Here is a 15495-nt window from a genome sequence, read left to right on the forward strand (position 1 = left end):
TGGTGCCGGTATGCCGACGGTGGGTTGGTGCATTGCCGGACCGAACAAGAAGCGCAAGCCCTTCGGGCGGCGCTCGATGCGAGGTTCGCGCAGTGTGCGCTCACGATGCATCCGGACAAGACCAAGGACATCGCCGGCGAGTACGAGCGGGCCTTTGTCGGCATGACTGAAGTGGACTGCTCTCTGGAGACACTGCTCGACGCTCGCGCCAGGCTGCGGCGCGAGCTGCCACAGCGACTGAGCACCGCGCACAAGCAGTTTCTGAGCGGGCTGGCGCGCGCAGAACCGGACTGGTCGTGGGTAGCATGCCAGCACGCCGCGCAACTGCCGGCACTGCGCTGGAAGCTCGCCAATCTCGAAACCTTCCGCAAGCGCCGTCCCGACGACTTCGCAGCACAAGCTGCCGCCCTCGACACCGGCTTGGGCCAGAGCTGACGAACATCCCCCAGCGCCCCAATGCCGGGATTGCCCCATGGTTTTTGGAATTTGAGAAAACAAGGTCTGTCAGGTGCTTGACTGATCTGGAGTAAGAGTACGGACGAGTTTTTCCGAACTGGAATAAGCGTCGAAGCCGGGATTGCGCTCGGCGGATTATGCATATAGTCTTTCCGCTTTCAGGCATGGAGCATCAGTGCATGAGCATCTTATCTGCTACACGTCCCGCGGCATCGGCAGGCGGCACATCGGCATCTTCAGGGATTCAGCCACCGCCAGCGTTTGCGGTGATCACTGACTGGGTCAATTTTCATGTCAAGTTAAATGAGCGCATGAGCAGACCCGAACTGATCGCGCAACAGGAAACCAGCCTCTGCGGTCCTGCGGCATTCATGTACTGCGTTGCAAAGCACCGTCCGCATGCATACCGTGACTATGTCATGGATCTGGCGCTGCACGGCAGGGCGCGGCTGGGCAATCTCGAGGTCGTACCGAGTGAAGAATGCAGGCGCAGTGCCCCAAAAATGATGCAAATCGATCCGGTCGATTGGGTTGCCCTCGCCAGCCTGCGCGACTCCACCAACCTGCTGCTGCCCATGTCGCATGCCGCCCAGACTGCAGCCATCACTACACCCGCCGACCTCGAAGCCTGGTTCGATGCCTGCGGTCTCTTCAATGGCACGGGTAACCACACCCGGCTGGTCAATGGTGGCACGCTGGACGATCTTTTCGCGGCCAACATGTCCTACTCTAGCGCCTTCGTCTGCCTGTTGCTGCGCGGCTCCATCATGGGTGGTGGCGGGGCCATCGGGACGAAGTTCGGCAGCGGCATGCCCAAGACGCCACTGTTCACCCCGGACCACTGGGTGGTGCTGGACGAACTCATCCACATCAATGCTCGCATCGCGATGCGCAACCTCTGCCCCTCAACCGGCGCTTGCTCGCTGGATAGCGAGCGCATCGATTTCCGGGTTTATAGCTGGGGCAACTACCACCGGATCAACAGCACCCATCTCTCGCTCACCGTGGGTGAGTTCCTGCCGTACTTTTACGGCTACGTTTCAGCCGGGAAATGAGCATGCGGACGACGCGATTCATTTCCATCCCTGCCCTACTGTGCATCCTGGCGCTTTGCAGCGGCTGCCTGGTCACGCCGACAGTCGCCAATGAGTCGGCACCAATCATGCGCAGCTTGCCTGTGGAAGTGCCGGAGATGGAGCCGAGCTTCACATTGAGCCAATTGCAGTTTAGCCCCGACGGCAAACGCTTTCTCGAGGCCCGGCACTATACGTTCGCCAACCTTTACAGTACAGAAACCGGAAAATTGCTCTGGTCCTTCGATGAACGTGGGCACAACTTCCGTGGCCTGGGGTTCATCGATGACGACACATTCTTCATCGGCACACGTGCGTTTCTGAACACCGGTGCGGACGTAAAGAGGGACTTGCGCCAGATTACCTTCCACAGCATCAGCGCACCCGCGCAAAGCAACACCTACGAATTCCCAGATGGTCGCGATAAGGAGATGCTGGTCCGCGGAAACCATGTGTACTACGACGCCCAACTGCTCGACCGGCGCGATGGGCGCATCCAGCGGGTGATCACCGCACATGCCTATGGCCCGCCGGCGCATCTGATGGCCGATGGGAAGGTGCTGACGCTTGCACATGGGCAAATGGTGTTGTTCGACCCTGCAACGGATGACTACCAGCACTGGCGAACGGAGTCGGGTATTTTTCTGGTGAGCGCGAGCGAGCGCTTCGTACTCACGCTGGCAGACAACGGCAGCTGCTCGGTCTGGAGTCTGCCCTCGACAGCGCGCATTGAAAGCTGCAGTTTCCCCAGTTTCTTCCGCTCGGAGGACGCTTACGCCCAAGCGGTCCATCCCCACCGCGAGCGTTTTGCGGTTGCATGGGGCGACATTCTGCGGGTGTACGACCTGGAGCCATTCCAGCTTGTGTTTGAGCGCACACTGGAAAGCGAGGTGACTGGGCTAACCTTCTCGCAAGGGAATCTGCTCGCGGTAGCCCAGCGCGGCGGGCGCATCCTGGTGTGGAATCTGGACGAGGCGCGGCTGCTGGGGCGGTACGATTTCAACTACGACCGCCTGTCGATCAGCAACGAGCTACTTCAGTTCTCTCCGGATGGCCGCCGGTTGCTCACCGGGGCGCATGCGCCGGTTTTGCTGGAGGTTCCGTGAGCGTGTTCAAGATTGGCGGGCTGGCGCGATTCATTTCCCTCCCCGTCCGGCTGTGCATCCTGGCGCTTTGCAGCGGTTGCCTGGTGACGCAGACAGTCGCCAACGAGTCGGCGCCGACGATGCGCAGCTTGCCGGTGGAAGTGCCGCAATCCTCTCAACTTAGCACTTTGTTATCGCGTCTGTCGCAACTTTCAATCACCCACGTTCGATGCGATAACACGTACGTAACCAATTGATATCGCTAGGATTTATATGACTTCCTAAATATGCACATATAGTAAAGCGGCTGGCCAACTTCCTGAACTCTCAGGAGTTTCTTGAGTCCAGCCGACTCGCCCCCCAGTTCTTCACCCGCTGCCGTGTGCTGCCCTTCGCCACCGTGCTCGCGTTCCTGCTCTGTGGTGTTCGTGGTGCGGTGCAGGCCGAGCTCGACAGCTTTTTCGCTTTACTCACGCAGCGCACTCGGTTGCTGCGAGTGGTCACTGCACAAGCCTTCTCGAAGGCGCGTCACCAGATTCGCGCCGATGTGTTCGAGCGAGTCAATCGCGCGCTGCTCGCGCTCGTGGGCGAAGAGATCGGCTTCGCCCGCTGGTGCGGCCTGCGCCTGGTCGCCGGCGACGACTCGCACGTGCGCCTCACGCTGTTCGATCCCGAGCGCCGCGTGCGTTACATCAAGGAGGCCGTGGCCTTCGGTCTGTTCCTGCCTGGCCTCGAGCTGTTCGAGCACTTCACCCTCTACGAGCCGGTGTGCGACGAACGCCAGATGCTGGTCGAGCATCTCGATGGGTTGGCCGCGGACGATCTGCTGCTGCTCGATCGCGGGTATCCAAGCGCGTGGCTGGTGGCCTTGCTCATCCATCGCAACATCCCGTTCTGCATGCGCTGCGACGTCCAGGACAACGGCTTCGCGGTGGTGCGCCGCTTCATGCGTTCCGGCCAACCCGAGGTGTTCGTCACCTTGCCCACACCCAGTGTGCGCGACGCAACCGGCTATGAATGCCCGCGCACACCGCCGCGCGTGCGCCTGATCCGCCAGATCACGCCGCAGGGCAAGGTGCGCGTGTTGATGACTTCGTTGTGCGACACCGAGCGTTTCCCCCTCGAGGCCTTTGCCGAACTTTACCATCAGCGCTGGCGCATCGAGGAGGCGTTCAAGCGTCTCAAGCATCGACTCCACCTCGAGCACACCAGCGGCTTGTCCTGGCTGGCCGCCCGCCAGGACTTCGGGGCCAAGGCCGTGTGCGACAACCTCGCCGCGCTGGCCGCGTGGTGCGCCGCCCAGCGCCATCTGGTGCCCGACACCGCATGGCGCATCAACCGAACACTGGCCTTCAACGTCCTGCGCCGCATCCTGCCCCGCGCACTCGTCACCGCCACCCTGGGCGCACGCATCGTGGCCGAGGTCCTCACCCAAATCGCACTCAACGTCCAGAAATTCGTTCCCGAACGCCATCGACCTCGAACCCCACGCAACAAGCCTCACAAGTTCCATGCTTACAAGCCTGCTGTATGATCAATACCTAAGTTGAGAGGATTGGGGTGGCGAGCGGTCGTTCTGCGCAGAAGGGCGTGAATAAAACTATCAGCAGCAGCCAGTTTTATTCATTTGAAATCATGATGATCAGGTGAATAAAATCGACCCATGCAATCACGCATGGAATCCCAGATGTTTCATGATCAGCCGTCTCTTGCTGTCGACGCCGATTCGGACGGCATGTTTGGTCCTTTTGGCGGCGCCTATATGCCGGAGGTATTGATGCCGGCGGTCACTGAGTTGGCGGCGCGCTACGCGGAGGTACGTTCCTCGCCAGACTTTTGGCATGAGTACGGTCAGCTATTGCAGGATTACGTAGGGCGGCCGTCGCCGCTGTTCCTGGCGCGCCGGCTCAGTGCAGAGTCAGGCGGGGTGCGGATCTTTCTGAAACGCGAAGATCTCAATCACACCGGGGCCCACAAGATCAACAACTGCATCGGCCAGATTCTGTTGGCCAAACGCATGGGTAAGCGCCGTGTCATTGCCGAAACAGGGGCAGGGCAGCACGGCGTGGCGACCGCAAGTGTGTGCGCCCTGTTTGGTATTCCCTGCATGATCTATATGGGGCGACGCGATATGGAGCACCAGTTGCCCAACGTCAAACGCATGGAGCTGTTGGGCGCGCGGGTGCAGCCAGTGGATACGGGGAGTGCCACCCTCAAGGACGCGATGAACGAGGCCCTGCGCGACTGGATTACCCATGTGGACGATACCTATTACCTCCTGGGTACAGGGGCTGGCCCGCATCCTTACCCGCAGATGGTGTGTGACTTCCAGCAGGTGATCGGGCGCGAGGCGCGGGAACAGTTTCTGCGCCTGACCGGTGCGCCGCCCGATGCGCTGGTGGCCTGTGTAGGTGGTGGCTCGAATGCTGCCGGCTTGTTCATTCCTTTTCTGGCAGACCGCGGTGTGAAGCTGTACGGGGTCGAGGCTGCTGGCCGTGGTCTCGACAGCGGTGCGCACGCCGCGTCGCTGCAGCGTGGCCGACCTGGGGTCCTGCATGGCAATCGAACGTATCTCTTGCAGGACGGTGATGGTCAGATCATGGACACTCACTCGGTGTCGGCTGGGCTCGATTACCCGGGTATCGGTCCTCTTCATGCTGAGTGGTTCGAGTCGGGGCGGGTCAGTTACGGCAGCGCCACCGACGATGAAGCGGTGGCGGCCTACCGCTGGTTGAGCCGCAGTGAGGGCATCCTGCCGGCGCTGGAGAGTGCTCATGCGTTGGCCTTCGCCCGTCACCTGGTGGCAACCCTACCGGCCGGCGCTGCCGTAGTTGTCAATCTTAGTGGCCGTGGCGACAAGGACGTGGATACGGTCCTCGATTTCGATGCTTTTGGAGGCGCGTAATGCAGCCGCTCATATCGCGTATTGAATCCACCCTGGCGCGGCTGCACAGCGAAGCGCGCGCCGGTCTGATCGTCTATCTGTGTGCCGGCGATCCGGACTTCGAGACTTCGTTAGCCTTGCTGGATGCCGCAGGAGAGGCGGATATGGTGGAGATTGGCCTGCCGTTTTCAGACCCGGTCGCAGATGGTCCGATTCTGCAAGGGGCTCACATGCGTGCCCTCGCGGGCGGTCAGACAGTGGCCAAGACTCTGCAACTGCTGGGGGATTGGCGTCGGCGCCGGTCCGATACACCGGCGATTCTGATGGGCTATCTCAACCCAATCCTGGCCTACGGGGTTGAGCGCTTCATGCGTGATGCTGCAGGTGCAGGTGCCGATGCGTTGATCTTGGTGGATCTGCCCCATGAACATGGCCACGCGGTGCGACAACTGGCACAAGCGGCTGGGTTGAGCCTCATCCAGATGGTCGCTCAAACTTCAGACCAAGTGCGTCGCGCCAAGATTCTGGATCAGGCCGAAGGGTTCGTTTACCAAGTGATGTTGAACGGTACTACCGGAGCCCAGCTTGTCCAGCCGGAATTGCAGATGGGCGTGCTTGGAGAACTGCGGGCGTGTACCACGCTGCCGATCGCAGCCGGCTTCGGTATTCGCACGCAGGAACAGGCCCGGACATTTGCACAGGCGGCGGACCTCGTTGTTGTCGGTTCGGCCTTGGTGCAAGCGATCCAGGATGGGCCATCGGAAGGGGCTGTGACACGCTGCAGGGAGACAGTCCGGGCCTTTCTCAACGCCTTGAGATCGGGCGCCGGAGACGACAGACCACTGGCTGATGCACTCGATGCAATCCAGACGCGGGATTGAGGTACCGAGTTGGTGCGTTGTCCAGTCATCAAGCCAGTCTTCTATCGCTGCTGGACCGTGAAGGAGGCATCGGCGAAGGCTCTCGGTACTGGTATGGTTGAACGATCAGGTAGGGATTCAGGGATTGGGCGGGAAGACGACGCCTCGCCGGATGGTGAAGTCTGGTGTCATCGTCTGACTGCGGCATTTCCATTCAACCGAGGACGGCTTAGGTCAGTGCATGCGTAAATTGCCACCTCTGCGGGCTTTGCAAGTTTTTGAAGTTGCCGCAGGTTACGATAGTTTTACCAAGGCGGCGGAAGCGCTGTGTGTGACCCATGGCGCGGTCAGCCATCAGATTCGCGCATTGGAAACATGGCTGGACGAAGACTTGTTTACACGTCAGGCGGATGGTATTCGCCTGACCGAGGCCGGTGCGGCATTGCAGGCCGTGTGCATCAAGGTATTTGGTACGCTGGAGTCGGAGTGCCAACGCATCCGTCACCGCGATGCAGACAGACGGGTGAGGGTTGGCTGTTCGGGTAGTTTCATCGGGAATTGGCTGATTCCCAGCCTGGAGCGCTTCGAACAGCTACACCCTGAAGTCACTCTGGATCTACGTGTCGCGGACGATCTGGCCGCGCTGGCCGCGCGCAGCGTGGATGTGATGATTGTCGGTGGACCGGCTCCCAGTTCGGTGGATGTAGTCGCTGTCCATCTCGTCCACGACGTTATCGGCCCAGTATGTGCCGCGAATTGGACGCAGCAAGCTCTTTGTGGGCGTGACTTGCAGGGCGCGTTGCTGCATACCACGTCGCGGCCGCTGGCATGGCAGGAATGGGCCCGTGCTGCCAGTGAGCCCCTTGTGCTGGAGGGCGGCCGTCGCTTCGACAGTCTGACTTTGACGCTTGAGGCGGCACGTCGTGGTCTGGGCTTTGCCATTGCACCCGAGTTGTTGGTGCGGCGCGACTTGGCGTCGGGGGCATTGCAGGCGCCCTTCGGATTCTGCGCTACCGGTGCGGCTATCTACTTTTGCACGCGCGCTGGCGGCGATGTGCCATCGCCGATCCGCTGCTTGCTAGATTGGTTGTCCAAGGAAATTGGCGCGTAAGGCCGAGCTGCCTTACGGCTTTGGCTTTCCAGGTGGTCGTGGTCACTTCGGGCGGCCGGCTCCACGTACCAGCCGCCCGATGCCTCAGTCGGCAATCACCAGCGTCACATCAATATTGCCGCGGGTGGCGTTGGAGTAAGGGCACACGATGTGGGCCTGGTCGACCAGCCCCTGCACCTGCTCGCGCGGCAGGCCGGGCACGCTGATGCGCAGCTCCACCTCGATGCCGAAGCCGGTCGGAATGGCGCCGATGCCCACCTTGCCGTCGATGCGGGTGGAGGCCGGCAGGGCCACCTTGTCGCGGGCGGCGACAAACTTCAGCGCACCAAGAAAGCAGGCCGAATAGCCTGCGGCAAACAGTTGTTCGGGGTTGGTGCCTTCGCCACCGGCGCCGCCCAGTTCGCGCGGGGTGGTCAGCTTGACGTCCAGCACGCCGTCCGAAGAGGTGGCGCGACCATCGCGACCGCCTGTGGCGCTGGCGTGACCGGTGTAGAGAACTTTTTCGATGCTCATGGCAGGACTCCTGATGTCGGTAATGAATCAAAGGGGCTTCAGCGATCGGGCGGTGCGGCGTGCCCTGTCGGCAGGACGTACTTTGCCCGCATTCTTGATATCATTTGATGCGTAAAGTCCGTAAAACTTGATCAGGAGTATTTGATGGTCGACCGGCTGGATGCCTTGCTGGCGCACTTTCCGGTTCACGCCCAGGTGTTCCAGGCCGGTGCGCTGTGCGGCATCAACGAACTGGACGACGGCGAGGGGCTTGGCCATCTGCACCTGATCCGCAACGGCGCGGTCGAGGTGCTGCACGGTGGCATCACCGCAGCCCGCATCAGCCAACCCAGCTTGCTGTTTTATCCGGGGCCACTGGCACACCGCTTCGTCACCGACCCCGAACAGGGGGCGGATTTCGTCTGCGCCCGGCTGCGCTTCGAAGGCGGCCGCGACAACCCGGTGGTCTCTGCGCTGCCGCCCTTCCTCTGCCTGCCGCTGGCCACGGTCGAGGGCATGGGCGAAGTGCTGAGCCTGCTGTTTGACGAAGCCTTCAACCGCTACTGTGGCCGGCAGGCGATGCTGGACCGGCTGTTCGAGGTGGCGCTGATCAAGATCCTGCGCCACCTGATGGAGCAAGGCCAGGCCCAGGCCGGCATGCTGGCCGGCATGTCCCATCCGCGCCTGCGCTTTGCGCTGGTGGCCATGCACGAAACGCCGCAGCAGGACTGGTCGCTGGAGGCACTGGCCGCGCGCGCCGGCATGTCGCGCAGCGTGTTCGCCAACACCTTCCGCAACACCATCGGCTGCACCCCGGGGGCCTACCTGCAAGGCTGGCGCATCCGGCTGGCACAGCGGCTGTTGCGCCAGGGCAGGGCGCTAAAATGGGTCGCAGACGAAGTCGGCTACGGCAGCGAAGCCGCACTGTCACGCGCCTTCAAAGCACAAACCGGCCTGTCGCCCCGGGCCTGGGGCAAGCGCGAGGCGGGTGAGGAGAGGGCCGGAGATTCGTTGCGCTAGCTGACTGCGTGCAGTCGGTCGTGCCTGCCCGGTCGGGCGTCACATTTACAGCCCGCCGCAGGGCGGGCCGCATCGGCAAAACTGATCAGTCGATCTCGGTGACGAACTGCTCGCGTGCGCGGCGCACTTTTTTCAGATCCACCAGCCAGTTGCCCTGCTCGGCCGCGGCGATCTGCGCCTAGCTGGGTGTTCATGACATGAGCTTGATCGTTGGGCGTCGATCAAAACCCCAAAGAAGCCATCTCGAAATCACTGCGCATGCTCAACGCGGCAGTCCGCATGCAGACTGTGTAGTGCTGTCCTTCTGGCGTCTTTAGATAGCGGATGATTGCTTGGCGAACCTGCTTCTGCGCCCACTTGATGGGATGGGAAAAATCCCATGGGCGTGGAACAAGAGTCATCGCCTTCGAACACTGCTTGCTTTGAATGATCAATTGCCCAAGAAGCTCGTAGATGGCCGTATTGATACGCCACGTTCTAGCCATGGGCCCATAGAGTTTTTCCAGCACATCCCGTACTTCCCTTGCTTCATCTTCGGTAATGGGTTCCATCTTGCGCCTCTCACTCGATCGTAAGGGTGGTCAGAATTGCCTCGAATTCACCACGACTCATGTTTCTAAACAATCCTGTCAGAACAAAGTCGGGGGTGTCTGGCCTGATCAAATAGAACTGGTGGCGCGCCCCTTTCCCGTAAGCAAAAAGCTCGGTGCCCTTTTCGAGTCTGGCGTGCAAACGATAATCCTGGGATTCGAGTTGGTAGTGCGCCAGGTAGCGGCATCCGTCCGGGTTGAGACCTTTGAAGATTGCAAGCAGAAACTCGGCGGGTGCTACGCTTTGCTGATGAATCGAAATGGATTCCCTTGTCTCAAACCCCAGGAGTACAGACATCCCCGCTGGGTGCTGACCAAAGCCCACACTGCCTCCTGGCAGCGCACCGATCCTGGAAAACCCCGTTGGGATTCGTAGTTGGGCGACGGGGTGCATGTCGATCTGCAAGGCGGGCTTTTCCGAACTGCCCGAAGCGTCCGGTACTGCAAAGGCCTCGAATGCGGGAACGTCACAGGTTTGCGCGTTCGAGAGCGTGGGCAAGAAGAGAAATGCGGCAAGGACAAGGGTTCGATACATCCGCGCTCCCAAATAGCGTCAATGCGGCCAGAACGTCACGCGGCCTGAGCTTGCGTTCAGCCGCGTGTTTGCCGTACCGGATGATCGAACGGCGTTACTACACGAAGTGAATGATCAGTCGGCCCTCAACAGTTTCAATGACGTTTTCATTGAAACTGTTGAGGGCCGATTCTGCATGAACTTGTGAGGAATGAAAAGCATGACATCCGGCTAGTTGGCCCGCCGCAGGGCGGGCCACATCGGCAAAGCTGATCAGTCGATCTCGGTGACGAACTGCTCGCGTGCGCGGCGCACTTTTTTCAGATCCACCAGCCAGTCGCCCTGCTCAGCACGATAGCCCAGCGGCAGCATCAGCACCGAGCGCAGCCCACGGGCGCGCAGGTCCAGGATCTCGTCCACCTTGTCCGGGTCGAAGCCTTCCATCGGCGTGCAGTCCACTTTCAGCTCGGCCGCGGCGATCAGCGCCGAACCCAGGCCAATGTAGGCCTGACGGGCCGCGTGCTGGAAGTTCACCTCCGGATCGCGCGGCGGGTAGGTTTGCAGCAGGAAGTTGCGGTAGTTCTCCCAGCCCTCGTTGCGGAAACCACGCGCCTCATTCACCAGATCGAACATCGCGTTGATGCGCTCGGCGGTGTAGTTGTCCCAGGCGGCAAACACCAGCAGGTGCGAAGCCTCGGTGACCTGGGCCTGGTTCCAGGCGTGTGGCTGGATGCGCGCGCGCAACTCGGGGTTGTTCACCACCAGCACCTCATAGGGCTGCAGGCCGCTGGAGGTGGCGGTCAGGCGGATGGCCTCGAGAATGTACTCGAGCTGCTCCGGCGAGAGCTTGCGGGTAGGGTCGAACTTCTTGGTGGCGTAGCGCCATTGCAGTTTTTGCAGCGTGTCGGACATGGGGTTTCCTGTGGGGACGGCGAGGTGCCGCCCGGGAGATGTTTGATGGAGATTGTGGAGGCCTGTTGGCGCGTCCGGTGCGTGGACTGGTTGTGGGGGCTGGGGTTCAGTTGGGGGGAGGTTTGTTGGCTGGGGAGGGCTGTCAGGGTGTTATGGCTTGGGTAGTTATTGACCCAGATGCGACCGCAGCGTTTTGAGGAAAGCTGTTGTTCAACGTTCGACTTGGCCGTCATTTCGCACTTCCTGCACCCGCTCTGCCAAATGACGTTTGACTTTGCTTCCGAGCGCACCAATCTCTTTCGCCGCTTCATGTGCTTCTGATAGAAATGAACTGCGATGATCGATCTTCTCTCCCTTGGAGCACTGATACAGCAGGTTCTTAAAGTTCCCCCAGAAGATATTCATTTGCCCGTGCATTCGCTCCACATCGTCGCAGGCGGCAGGTTCGTGAAGCTGGGCAAGTGCCCTCAAGTCGTCCGCCTCAGCGCATATCTCTAGGTATCGGGCGTCGTAAGAGTCCTCTGTTGTCTTTGCTCTCCAGAGGATGTCGAGCGTCGTGATCGAGAATTCGCGCTGGAGCTTGCTTACCAGCTTGTGCATCGCAACAAGCCTGTTCAGGGTTTCAACGCGCTCACGAGCGCTCTGCTCGCGACGGTGCTTCTCAACATCGGTGAATGCCAAAAACGTCTGGTTTCTCGCCTGGTTGCGTGATTGGACGTAAGCAGTAAGCGCGACGCCACCAAGAGCAGCGAGGGCAGCCACGATCGATGCAAGGACAGAGGCTTCCATGACGGCTAACGACGGTGTAGAAAAACCCGATTCCCGGGCAAGCAGCGCCTGTCGGCGATAGCCGACGATGTCTTGTTCATCATATCCCGGTCCGAATCAGCTTGAGTCCGTCATGGGTTCGTCTTTCGTCGTTGGTGCCTTTCCATTGCAAGCATTGAGAGGTGTATCACCAGTGCCTGCTCCACTTATTATGCATATACATGGTAGGCCAACTTCTCGATGTTGTGCACCAGGCAGTAGCGCTTCCACTGCCCATCGACCCTGGCGTGCCCGCGCAATGTGAAGCGATGGAGCCGCTTGTTGTTTCTCAGCTTGCCGAAGACCGCCTCGACTACCGGCAGGCGCAGTTCTTGTTCGGAGCCAGTGCCGTGGGCCTGCGCGTCGACACCCGCGTCTACCTCGGCTCCGCCGAGCTCGCCGCGATGTGCCCTGGCCGGCCGCATCGTCACGGTGCCGGAGTACATGAAGCAGATCAAGCTGGTCAACGCCAAGGCCGCCGATGTGTATCGCTACACGAACTTCGACCAGATTCCAGAGTTTGTGCATCAGGCTGCTATGGTCGAGATGTAATCAGCGGCTGTTCCCGAGCTATTGGGAATGCTGACAAAAGCCTCTTTCCATTATGTCATCCGGATTTTCCTGCATCGGCTGTGTAAAATGTCGCCTTCTGTGGCCGTCGCGGCCACGATGGCTTGCCAGCCAGGATAACCAATCAAATATGAACAACGCTGGGCAACAATACCTGAACGATCTCGACAAACGCCTGTGGTCCGCCGCCGACCGACTGCGCGCCAACGTCAATCCGGGCCACTACATGCACGTGGTGCTCGGACTGGTTTTCCTGAAGTACGTTTCCGACGCCTTCAAGGAGCGTCGCGACGAACGGGAAGACGCTTTCCACGACCCGGCCAACGACTATTACCTCGGTGACGAATCCGGCAACGTCGACGCCGAAATGATCGAACAGGAACTCGAAGCCCGCGACTATTACACCAAAAAGAACGTCTTCTGGGTGCCTGCGCTGGCCCGCCTGACCTCCACCCTGCGCGACCAGTTCGCCGAAAGCGCCCGGCTGGAAGCGGTAATCCGCAAGAATCTGGCCGGGCTGGGCTATGAACGCTAAGGCGCCCGGCTTCGACGACCTCGTCGCGGCCATCGAGCGCGCTCATGCGGCGCTGGCCGATCAGGCCGCCAAGGCCGTCAACGTCAGCCTGACCCTGCGCAACTGGATGATCGGCCACTACATCCAGACCTACGAACAGTCTGGTGCCGACCGCGCCCGCTACGGCGAGCGTCTACTCGACACCCTGGCGCAACGGTTGCAGCAGGGTGGCCTCAAGCGCGTCGAAGCGCGCGAACTGCGCCGCTTCCGCCAGTTCTACCTCGCTTACCCGCAGATTCGGGAGACGCTGTCTCCCGAATCCGGCAACCAACTTTTCCCGCTGGCGATCCGGCAGACACTCTCCGCCCAATGGCCCGTCGCCGACATGCGGGAGGCGTCTCCCGAATCATCAATGGCCGAGACGCCTTCCTCGCCGCCGGCAAACGCCGGCCGCCTGCTGCTGGAGCGCCTGTCGTTCTCGCATTTTGCCGAACTGCTGCAATGCGTCGACCCACTCCAGCGCACCTTCTACGAAACCGAAGCCCTGCGCGGCAACTGGTCGGTGCGCGAACTCAAGCGCCAGATCGCCAGCCAGTATTTCGAGCGGTGTGGCGTGTCCACCGACAAAACCACGCTGGCCACGCTGGCCCAGGCCGGTGCCGAACCGGCCAGCCGCCGCGACCTCATCCGCGACCCCTACGTCTTCGAATTCCTCGGCCTCCAGCCGCGCGAAGTGATGAGCGAAGGCCAGCTCGAAGACGCGCTGCTCGACAAGCTGCAGGACTTCCTGCTCGAACTCGGCCATGTGCGCCCGAAGTTCGCCTGCAGCCGCTGCGACACGATCGTGCAGGCGAACGCGCCCGCGCGACCGATCGCCCGGGGGCTGGCCGGCGCCGGGCTCTTGGCCCATGTGCTGGTCGCGAAGTATTGCGATCACCTGCCGCTGTACCGCCAGAGCACCATCTACGCTCGGGAGGGTGTCGAACTCGAGCGCTCCACGCTGGCCGACTGGGTGGGGCAATGCAATACGCTGCTGCGTCCGCTGGTCCAGGCGCTGCGCAAGCATGTGCTCTCGGCCTCCAAGCTGCACGCCGATGACACACCGGTGCCGGTACTCTCGCCGGGCGAAGGCCAGACCCGGACCGGTCGGCTGTGGACCTACGTGCGTGACGACGGCCCTGCAGGCGACGAGACGCCCCCGGCCGTGTGGTTCGCCTACTCGCCCAATCGCCGGGGCGAGCACCCGCAACGCCACCTCGCGCACTTCAAGGGCGTGCTGCAGGCCGACGCCTTTGCCGGATTCGCACCGCTCTATCTAGGCGGCACCATCCAGGAAGCCGCCTGCTGGGCGCATGTGCGGCGCAAGTTCTACGACCTGCACAAGGCGCAGGCCTCGCCCCTGGCGGCCGAGGCGCTCAAGCAGATCGGCATGCTGTACGCGGTGGAAGAGTCTGTTCGCGGCAAACCGCCCGAGCTGCGCCGGGCCGAGCGGCAAGCGCGCGCCGGCCCCGTCTTGGTTGCGTTGCGCGCCTGGCTCGACGTCACCCTCAAGCAACTCTCGCAGAAATCGGCCCTGGCCGAGGCGATCCGCTATGCGCTCACCCGCTGGGACGCGCTCGTGCGCTACAGCACCAACGGGCGCATCGAGATCGACAACAACGCCGCCGAACGGGCGCTGCGTACGGTCGCCCTGGGGAGGAAGAATTACCTCTTCGCGGGCTCCGACGCCGGGGGCGAGCGCGCAGCGGCAATCTACAGCCTGATCGGCACGGCTAAGCTCAACGGCCTCGACCCCGAGGCTTACCTGCGACATGTGATCGGCCGCATCGCCGAGCATCCGGTCAATCGTGTCGATGAGCTGTTGCCGTGGAAGGTCGAACTGAAGGTGCTGGCTCCAGAGCAGAAGGCCGCTTGATGAAACATCCCAACACCGACCCGCTAGCAGCGCTCAAGAACGTGGATTGGCTGATCTCGAATGGTGGCGAGATCTCGCTCGGCGCCGTCGGGCCGGTGGAGTGTGCCGCCGTCGCGCGTGACGAGAGTGACTGCCTAGCGATGCTACAGCGCCGCGATGGCGAGTCCCTCTACCAGCTGCTGACTCGCCTCGATGCCGCCATCGCCCGTGCATGGGATGAGGGCGAGTTCACCGATGAGATCAACCCAAACCGCTGAATCACTTGCAAGACGCCGATCGTCGGACGCTTACGATGTACTCGAGCTGCTCCGGCGAGAGCTTGCGGGTGGGGTCGAACTTCTTGGTGGCGTAGCGCCATTGCAGTTTTTGCAGCGTGTCGGACATGGGGTTTCCTGTGGGGACGGCGAGGTGCCGCCCGGGAGATGTTTGATGGAGACTGTGGACCGGAGTTCGACAGTTACGCTCGCAAGTTCTTGTTTTTTATAGAGCGCACTTTCAAAAATGCCACTACAACAGCGCCAACTGCTCCGGCGCCGCTAGTTTTTCGATTCCTAATGCATGAAGTACCTCATGCTGTTCCGTGCTGAGCGTCGACACCCCTGTCACCGGCTCCCCGCCGTTCAGACGCACGCGGTGATGCTGAATGCGCTGCAGTTGCTCAAGCGCCCGCTCGGGCGTGTAGCCCACATCAG

Annotated in this window: 18 protein-coding genes and 4 pseudogenes; 14 read left to right on the forward strand and 8 right to left on the reverse strand. The window is 61.4% G+C overall.

All coding sequences use genetic code 11. The features are described 5' to 3' along the window. The 9 genes and pseudogenes from DNK49_RS22205 to DNK49_RS22240 form a co-directional block, all read left to right on the forward strand. Nucleotides 1–435 (forward strand): annotated as a pseudogene (locus DNK49_RS22205) (hypothetical protein); the annotation flags it as partial. Between the two features lie 332 nt (nt 436–767). Continuing rightward, nucleotides 768–1511 (forward strand): hypothetical protein, encoded by a 744-nt coding sequence (locus DNK49_RS22210; protein WP_110530153.1) that lies wholly within the window; start codon nt 768–770, stop codon nt 1509–1511. Nucleotides 1512–1513: 2 nt separating this feature from the next. Further along, on the forward strand, nt 1514–2635 hold the full coding sequence (locus DNK49_RS22215) for a WD40 repeat domain-containing protein (RefSeq protein ID WP_110530155.1): 1122 nt from the start codon (nt 1514–1516) through the stop codon (nt 2633–2635). Then, nucleotides 2632–2871, forward strand: coding sequence for a hypothetical protein (locus tag DNK49_RS23980; protein WP_133255147.1), 240 nt, complete (start codon nt 2632–2634; stop codon nt 2869–2871). The genes DNK49_RS22215 and DNK49_RS23980 overlap by 4 nt, the downstream gene beginning before the upstream one ends. 62 nt (nt 2872–2933) lie before the next feature. Then, nucleotides 2934–4148, forward strand: a complete 1215-nt coding sequence (locus DNK49_RS22220; protein ID WP_243632482.1) for an IS4 family transposase — start codon at nt 2934–2936, stop codon at nt 4146–4148. A 141-nt stretch (nt 4149–4289) separates the two neighbouring features. Further along, nucleotides 4290–5519: a tryptophan synthase subunit beta gene (gene trpB, locus DNK49_RS22225; RefSeq protein WP_243632480.1), complete on the forward strand. Its 1230-nt coding sequence runs from the start codon at nt 4290–4292 to the stop codon at nt 5517–5519. Further along, nucleotides 5519–6379 (forward strand): tryptophan synthase subunit alpha, encoded by an 861-nt coding sequence (gene trpA, locus DNK49_RS22230; protein WP_207807088.1) that lies wholly within the window; start codon nt 5519–5521, stop codon nt 6377–6379. Before trpB ends, trpA begins: the two co-directional genes overlap by 1 nt. A gap of 12 nt (nt 6380–6391) precedes the next feature. Beyond that, entirely contained in the window at nt 6392–6607 is a 216-nt protein-coding gene (locus DNK49_RS25210) for a 4'-phosphopantetheinyl transferase superfamily protein (RefSeq protein WP_368737414.1), read from the forward strand. After that, a complete protein-coding gene (locus tag DNK49_RS22240; protein ID WP_110530165.1) occupies nt 6600–7469 on the forward strand; it encodes a LysR substrate-binding domain-containing protein in 870 nt (289 codons plus the stop codon). The genes DNK49_RS25210 and DNK49_RS22240 overlap by 8 nt, the downstream gene beginning before the upstream one ends. Nucleotides 7470–7553: 84 nt before the next feature. On the opposite strand, the gene DNK49_RS22245 is transcribed toward DNK49_RS22240, so the two are convergent. Next, entirely contained in the window at nt 7554–7982 is a 429-nt protein-coding gene (locus DNK49_RS22245) for an organic hydroperoxide resistance protein (RefSeq protein WP_110530168.1), read from the reverse strand. A 144-nt stretch (nt 7983–8126) separates the two neighbouring features. Here DNK49_RS22245 and DNK49_RS22250 point away from each other — a divergent pair, with 144 nt between their 5' ends. Beyond that, on the forward strand, nt 8127–8981 hold the full coding sequence (locus tag DNK49_RS22250) for an AraC family transcriptional regulator (protein WP_110530171.1): 855 nt from the start codon (nt 8127–8129) through the stop codon (nt 8979–8981). A gap of 221 nt (nt 8982–9202) precedes the next feature. On the opposite strand, the gene DNK49_RS22255 is transcribed toward DNK49_RS22250, so the two are convergent. The 5 genes from DNK49_RS22255 to DNK49_RS25215 form a co-directional block, all read right to left on the reverse strand. Beyond that, the gene (locus tag DNK49_RS22255) at nt 9203–9532 is read right to left on the reverse strand and encodes a hypothetical protein (RefSeq protein WP_110530174.1); all 330 of its coding nucleotides are present in this window, start codon (nt 9530–9532) and stop codon (nt 9203–9205) included. A gap of 10 nt (nt 9533–9542) precedes the next feature. Next, on the reverse strand, nt 9543–10106 hold the full coding sequence (locus DNK49_RS22260; protein ID WP_110530177.1) for a hypothetical protein: 564 nt from the start codon (nt 10104–10106) through the stop codon (nt 9543–9545). A 252-nt stretch (nt 10107–10358) separates the two neighbouring features. Further along, the gene (locus DNK49_RS22265; protein ID WP_110530180.1) at nt 10359–10997 is read right to left on the reverse strand and encodes an NAD(P)H-dependent oxidoreductase; all 639 of its coding nucleotides are present in this window, start codon (nt 10995–10997) and stop codon (nt 10359–10361) included. Nucleotides 10998–11207: 210 nt separating this feature from the next. After that, complete coding sequence (locus tag DNK49_RS22270; RefSeq protein ID WP_110530183.1) at nt 11208–11786, reverse strand: hypothetical protein; 579 nt, start codon at nt 11784–11786, stop codon at nt 11208–11210. Nucleotides 11787–11974: 188 nt separating this feature from the next. After that, nucleotides 11975–12250: a transposase gene (locus DNK49_RS25215; protein ID WP_243632481.1), complete on the reverse strand. Its 276-nt coding sequence runs from the start codon at nt 12248–12250 to the stop codon at nt 11975–11977. A 254-nt stretch (nt 12251–12504) separates the two neighbouring features. Here DNK49_RS25215 and DNK49_RS22285 point away from each other — a divergent pair, with 254 nt between their 5' ends. The 4 genes and pseudogenes from DNK49_RS22285 (at nt 12505) to DNK49_RS22295 (ending at nt 15060) form a co-directional block, all read left to right on the forward strand. Next, nucleotides 12505–12909, forward strand: a complete 405-nt coding sequence (locus DNK49_RS22285; protein ID WP_110530186.1) for a type I restriction-modification system subunit M N-terminal domain-containing protein — start codon at nt 12505–12507, stop codon at nt 12907–12909. Further along, nucleotides 12899–13681: pseudogene (locus DNK49_RS24840) on the forward strand (DUF1016 N-terminal domain-containing protein); the annotation flags it as partial. The gene DNK49_RS22285 and the pseudogene DNK49_RS24840, both read left to right, overlap by 11 nt. Before the next feature lie 12 nt (nt 13682–13693). Further along, nucleotides 13694–14803 (forward strand): annotated as a pseudogene (gene tnpC / locus DNK49_RS24845) (IS66 family transposase); the annotation flags it as partial. Continuing rightward, nucleotides 14803–15060 (forward strand): hypothetical protein, encoded by a 258-nt coding sequence (locus DNK49_RS22295; RefSeq protein ID WP_110530192.1) that lies wholly within the window; start codon nt 14803–14805, stop codon nt 15058–15060. The pseudogene tnpC and the gene DNK49_RS22295, both read left to right, overlap by 1 nt. Nucleotide 15061: 1 nt before the next feature. Here the strand turns inward: DNK49_RS22295 and DNK49_RS25065 are convergent, their stop codons facing one another. Both DNK49_RS25065 and DNK49_RS22300 read right to left on the reverse strand, forming a co-directional pair. Continuing rightward, nucleotides 15062–15187 (reverse strand): nitroreductase family protein, encoded by a 126-nt coding sequence (locus tag DNK49_RS25065; protein WP_279386434.1) that lies wholly within the window; start codon nt 15185–15187, stop codon nt 15062–15064. Nucleotides 15188–15310: 123 nt separating this feature from the next. Beyond that, nucleotides 15311–15495 (reverse strand): annotated as a pseudogene (locus DNK49_RS22300) (IS1634 family transposase); the annotation flags it as partial.

The sequence above is a fragment of the Parazoarcus communis SWub3 = DSM 12120 genome (genome assembly GCF_003226565.1).
Taxonomy (GTDB): Bacteria; Pseudomonadota; Gammaproteobacteria; order Burkholderiales; family Rhodocyclaceae; genus Parazoarcus; species Parazoarcus communis.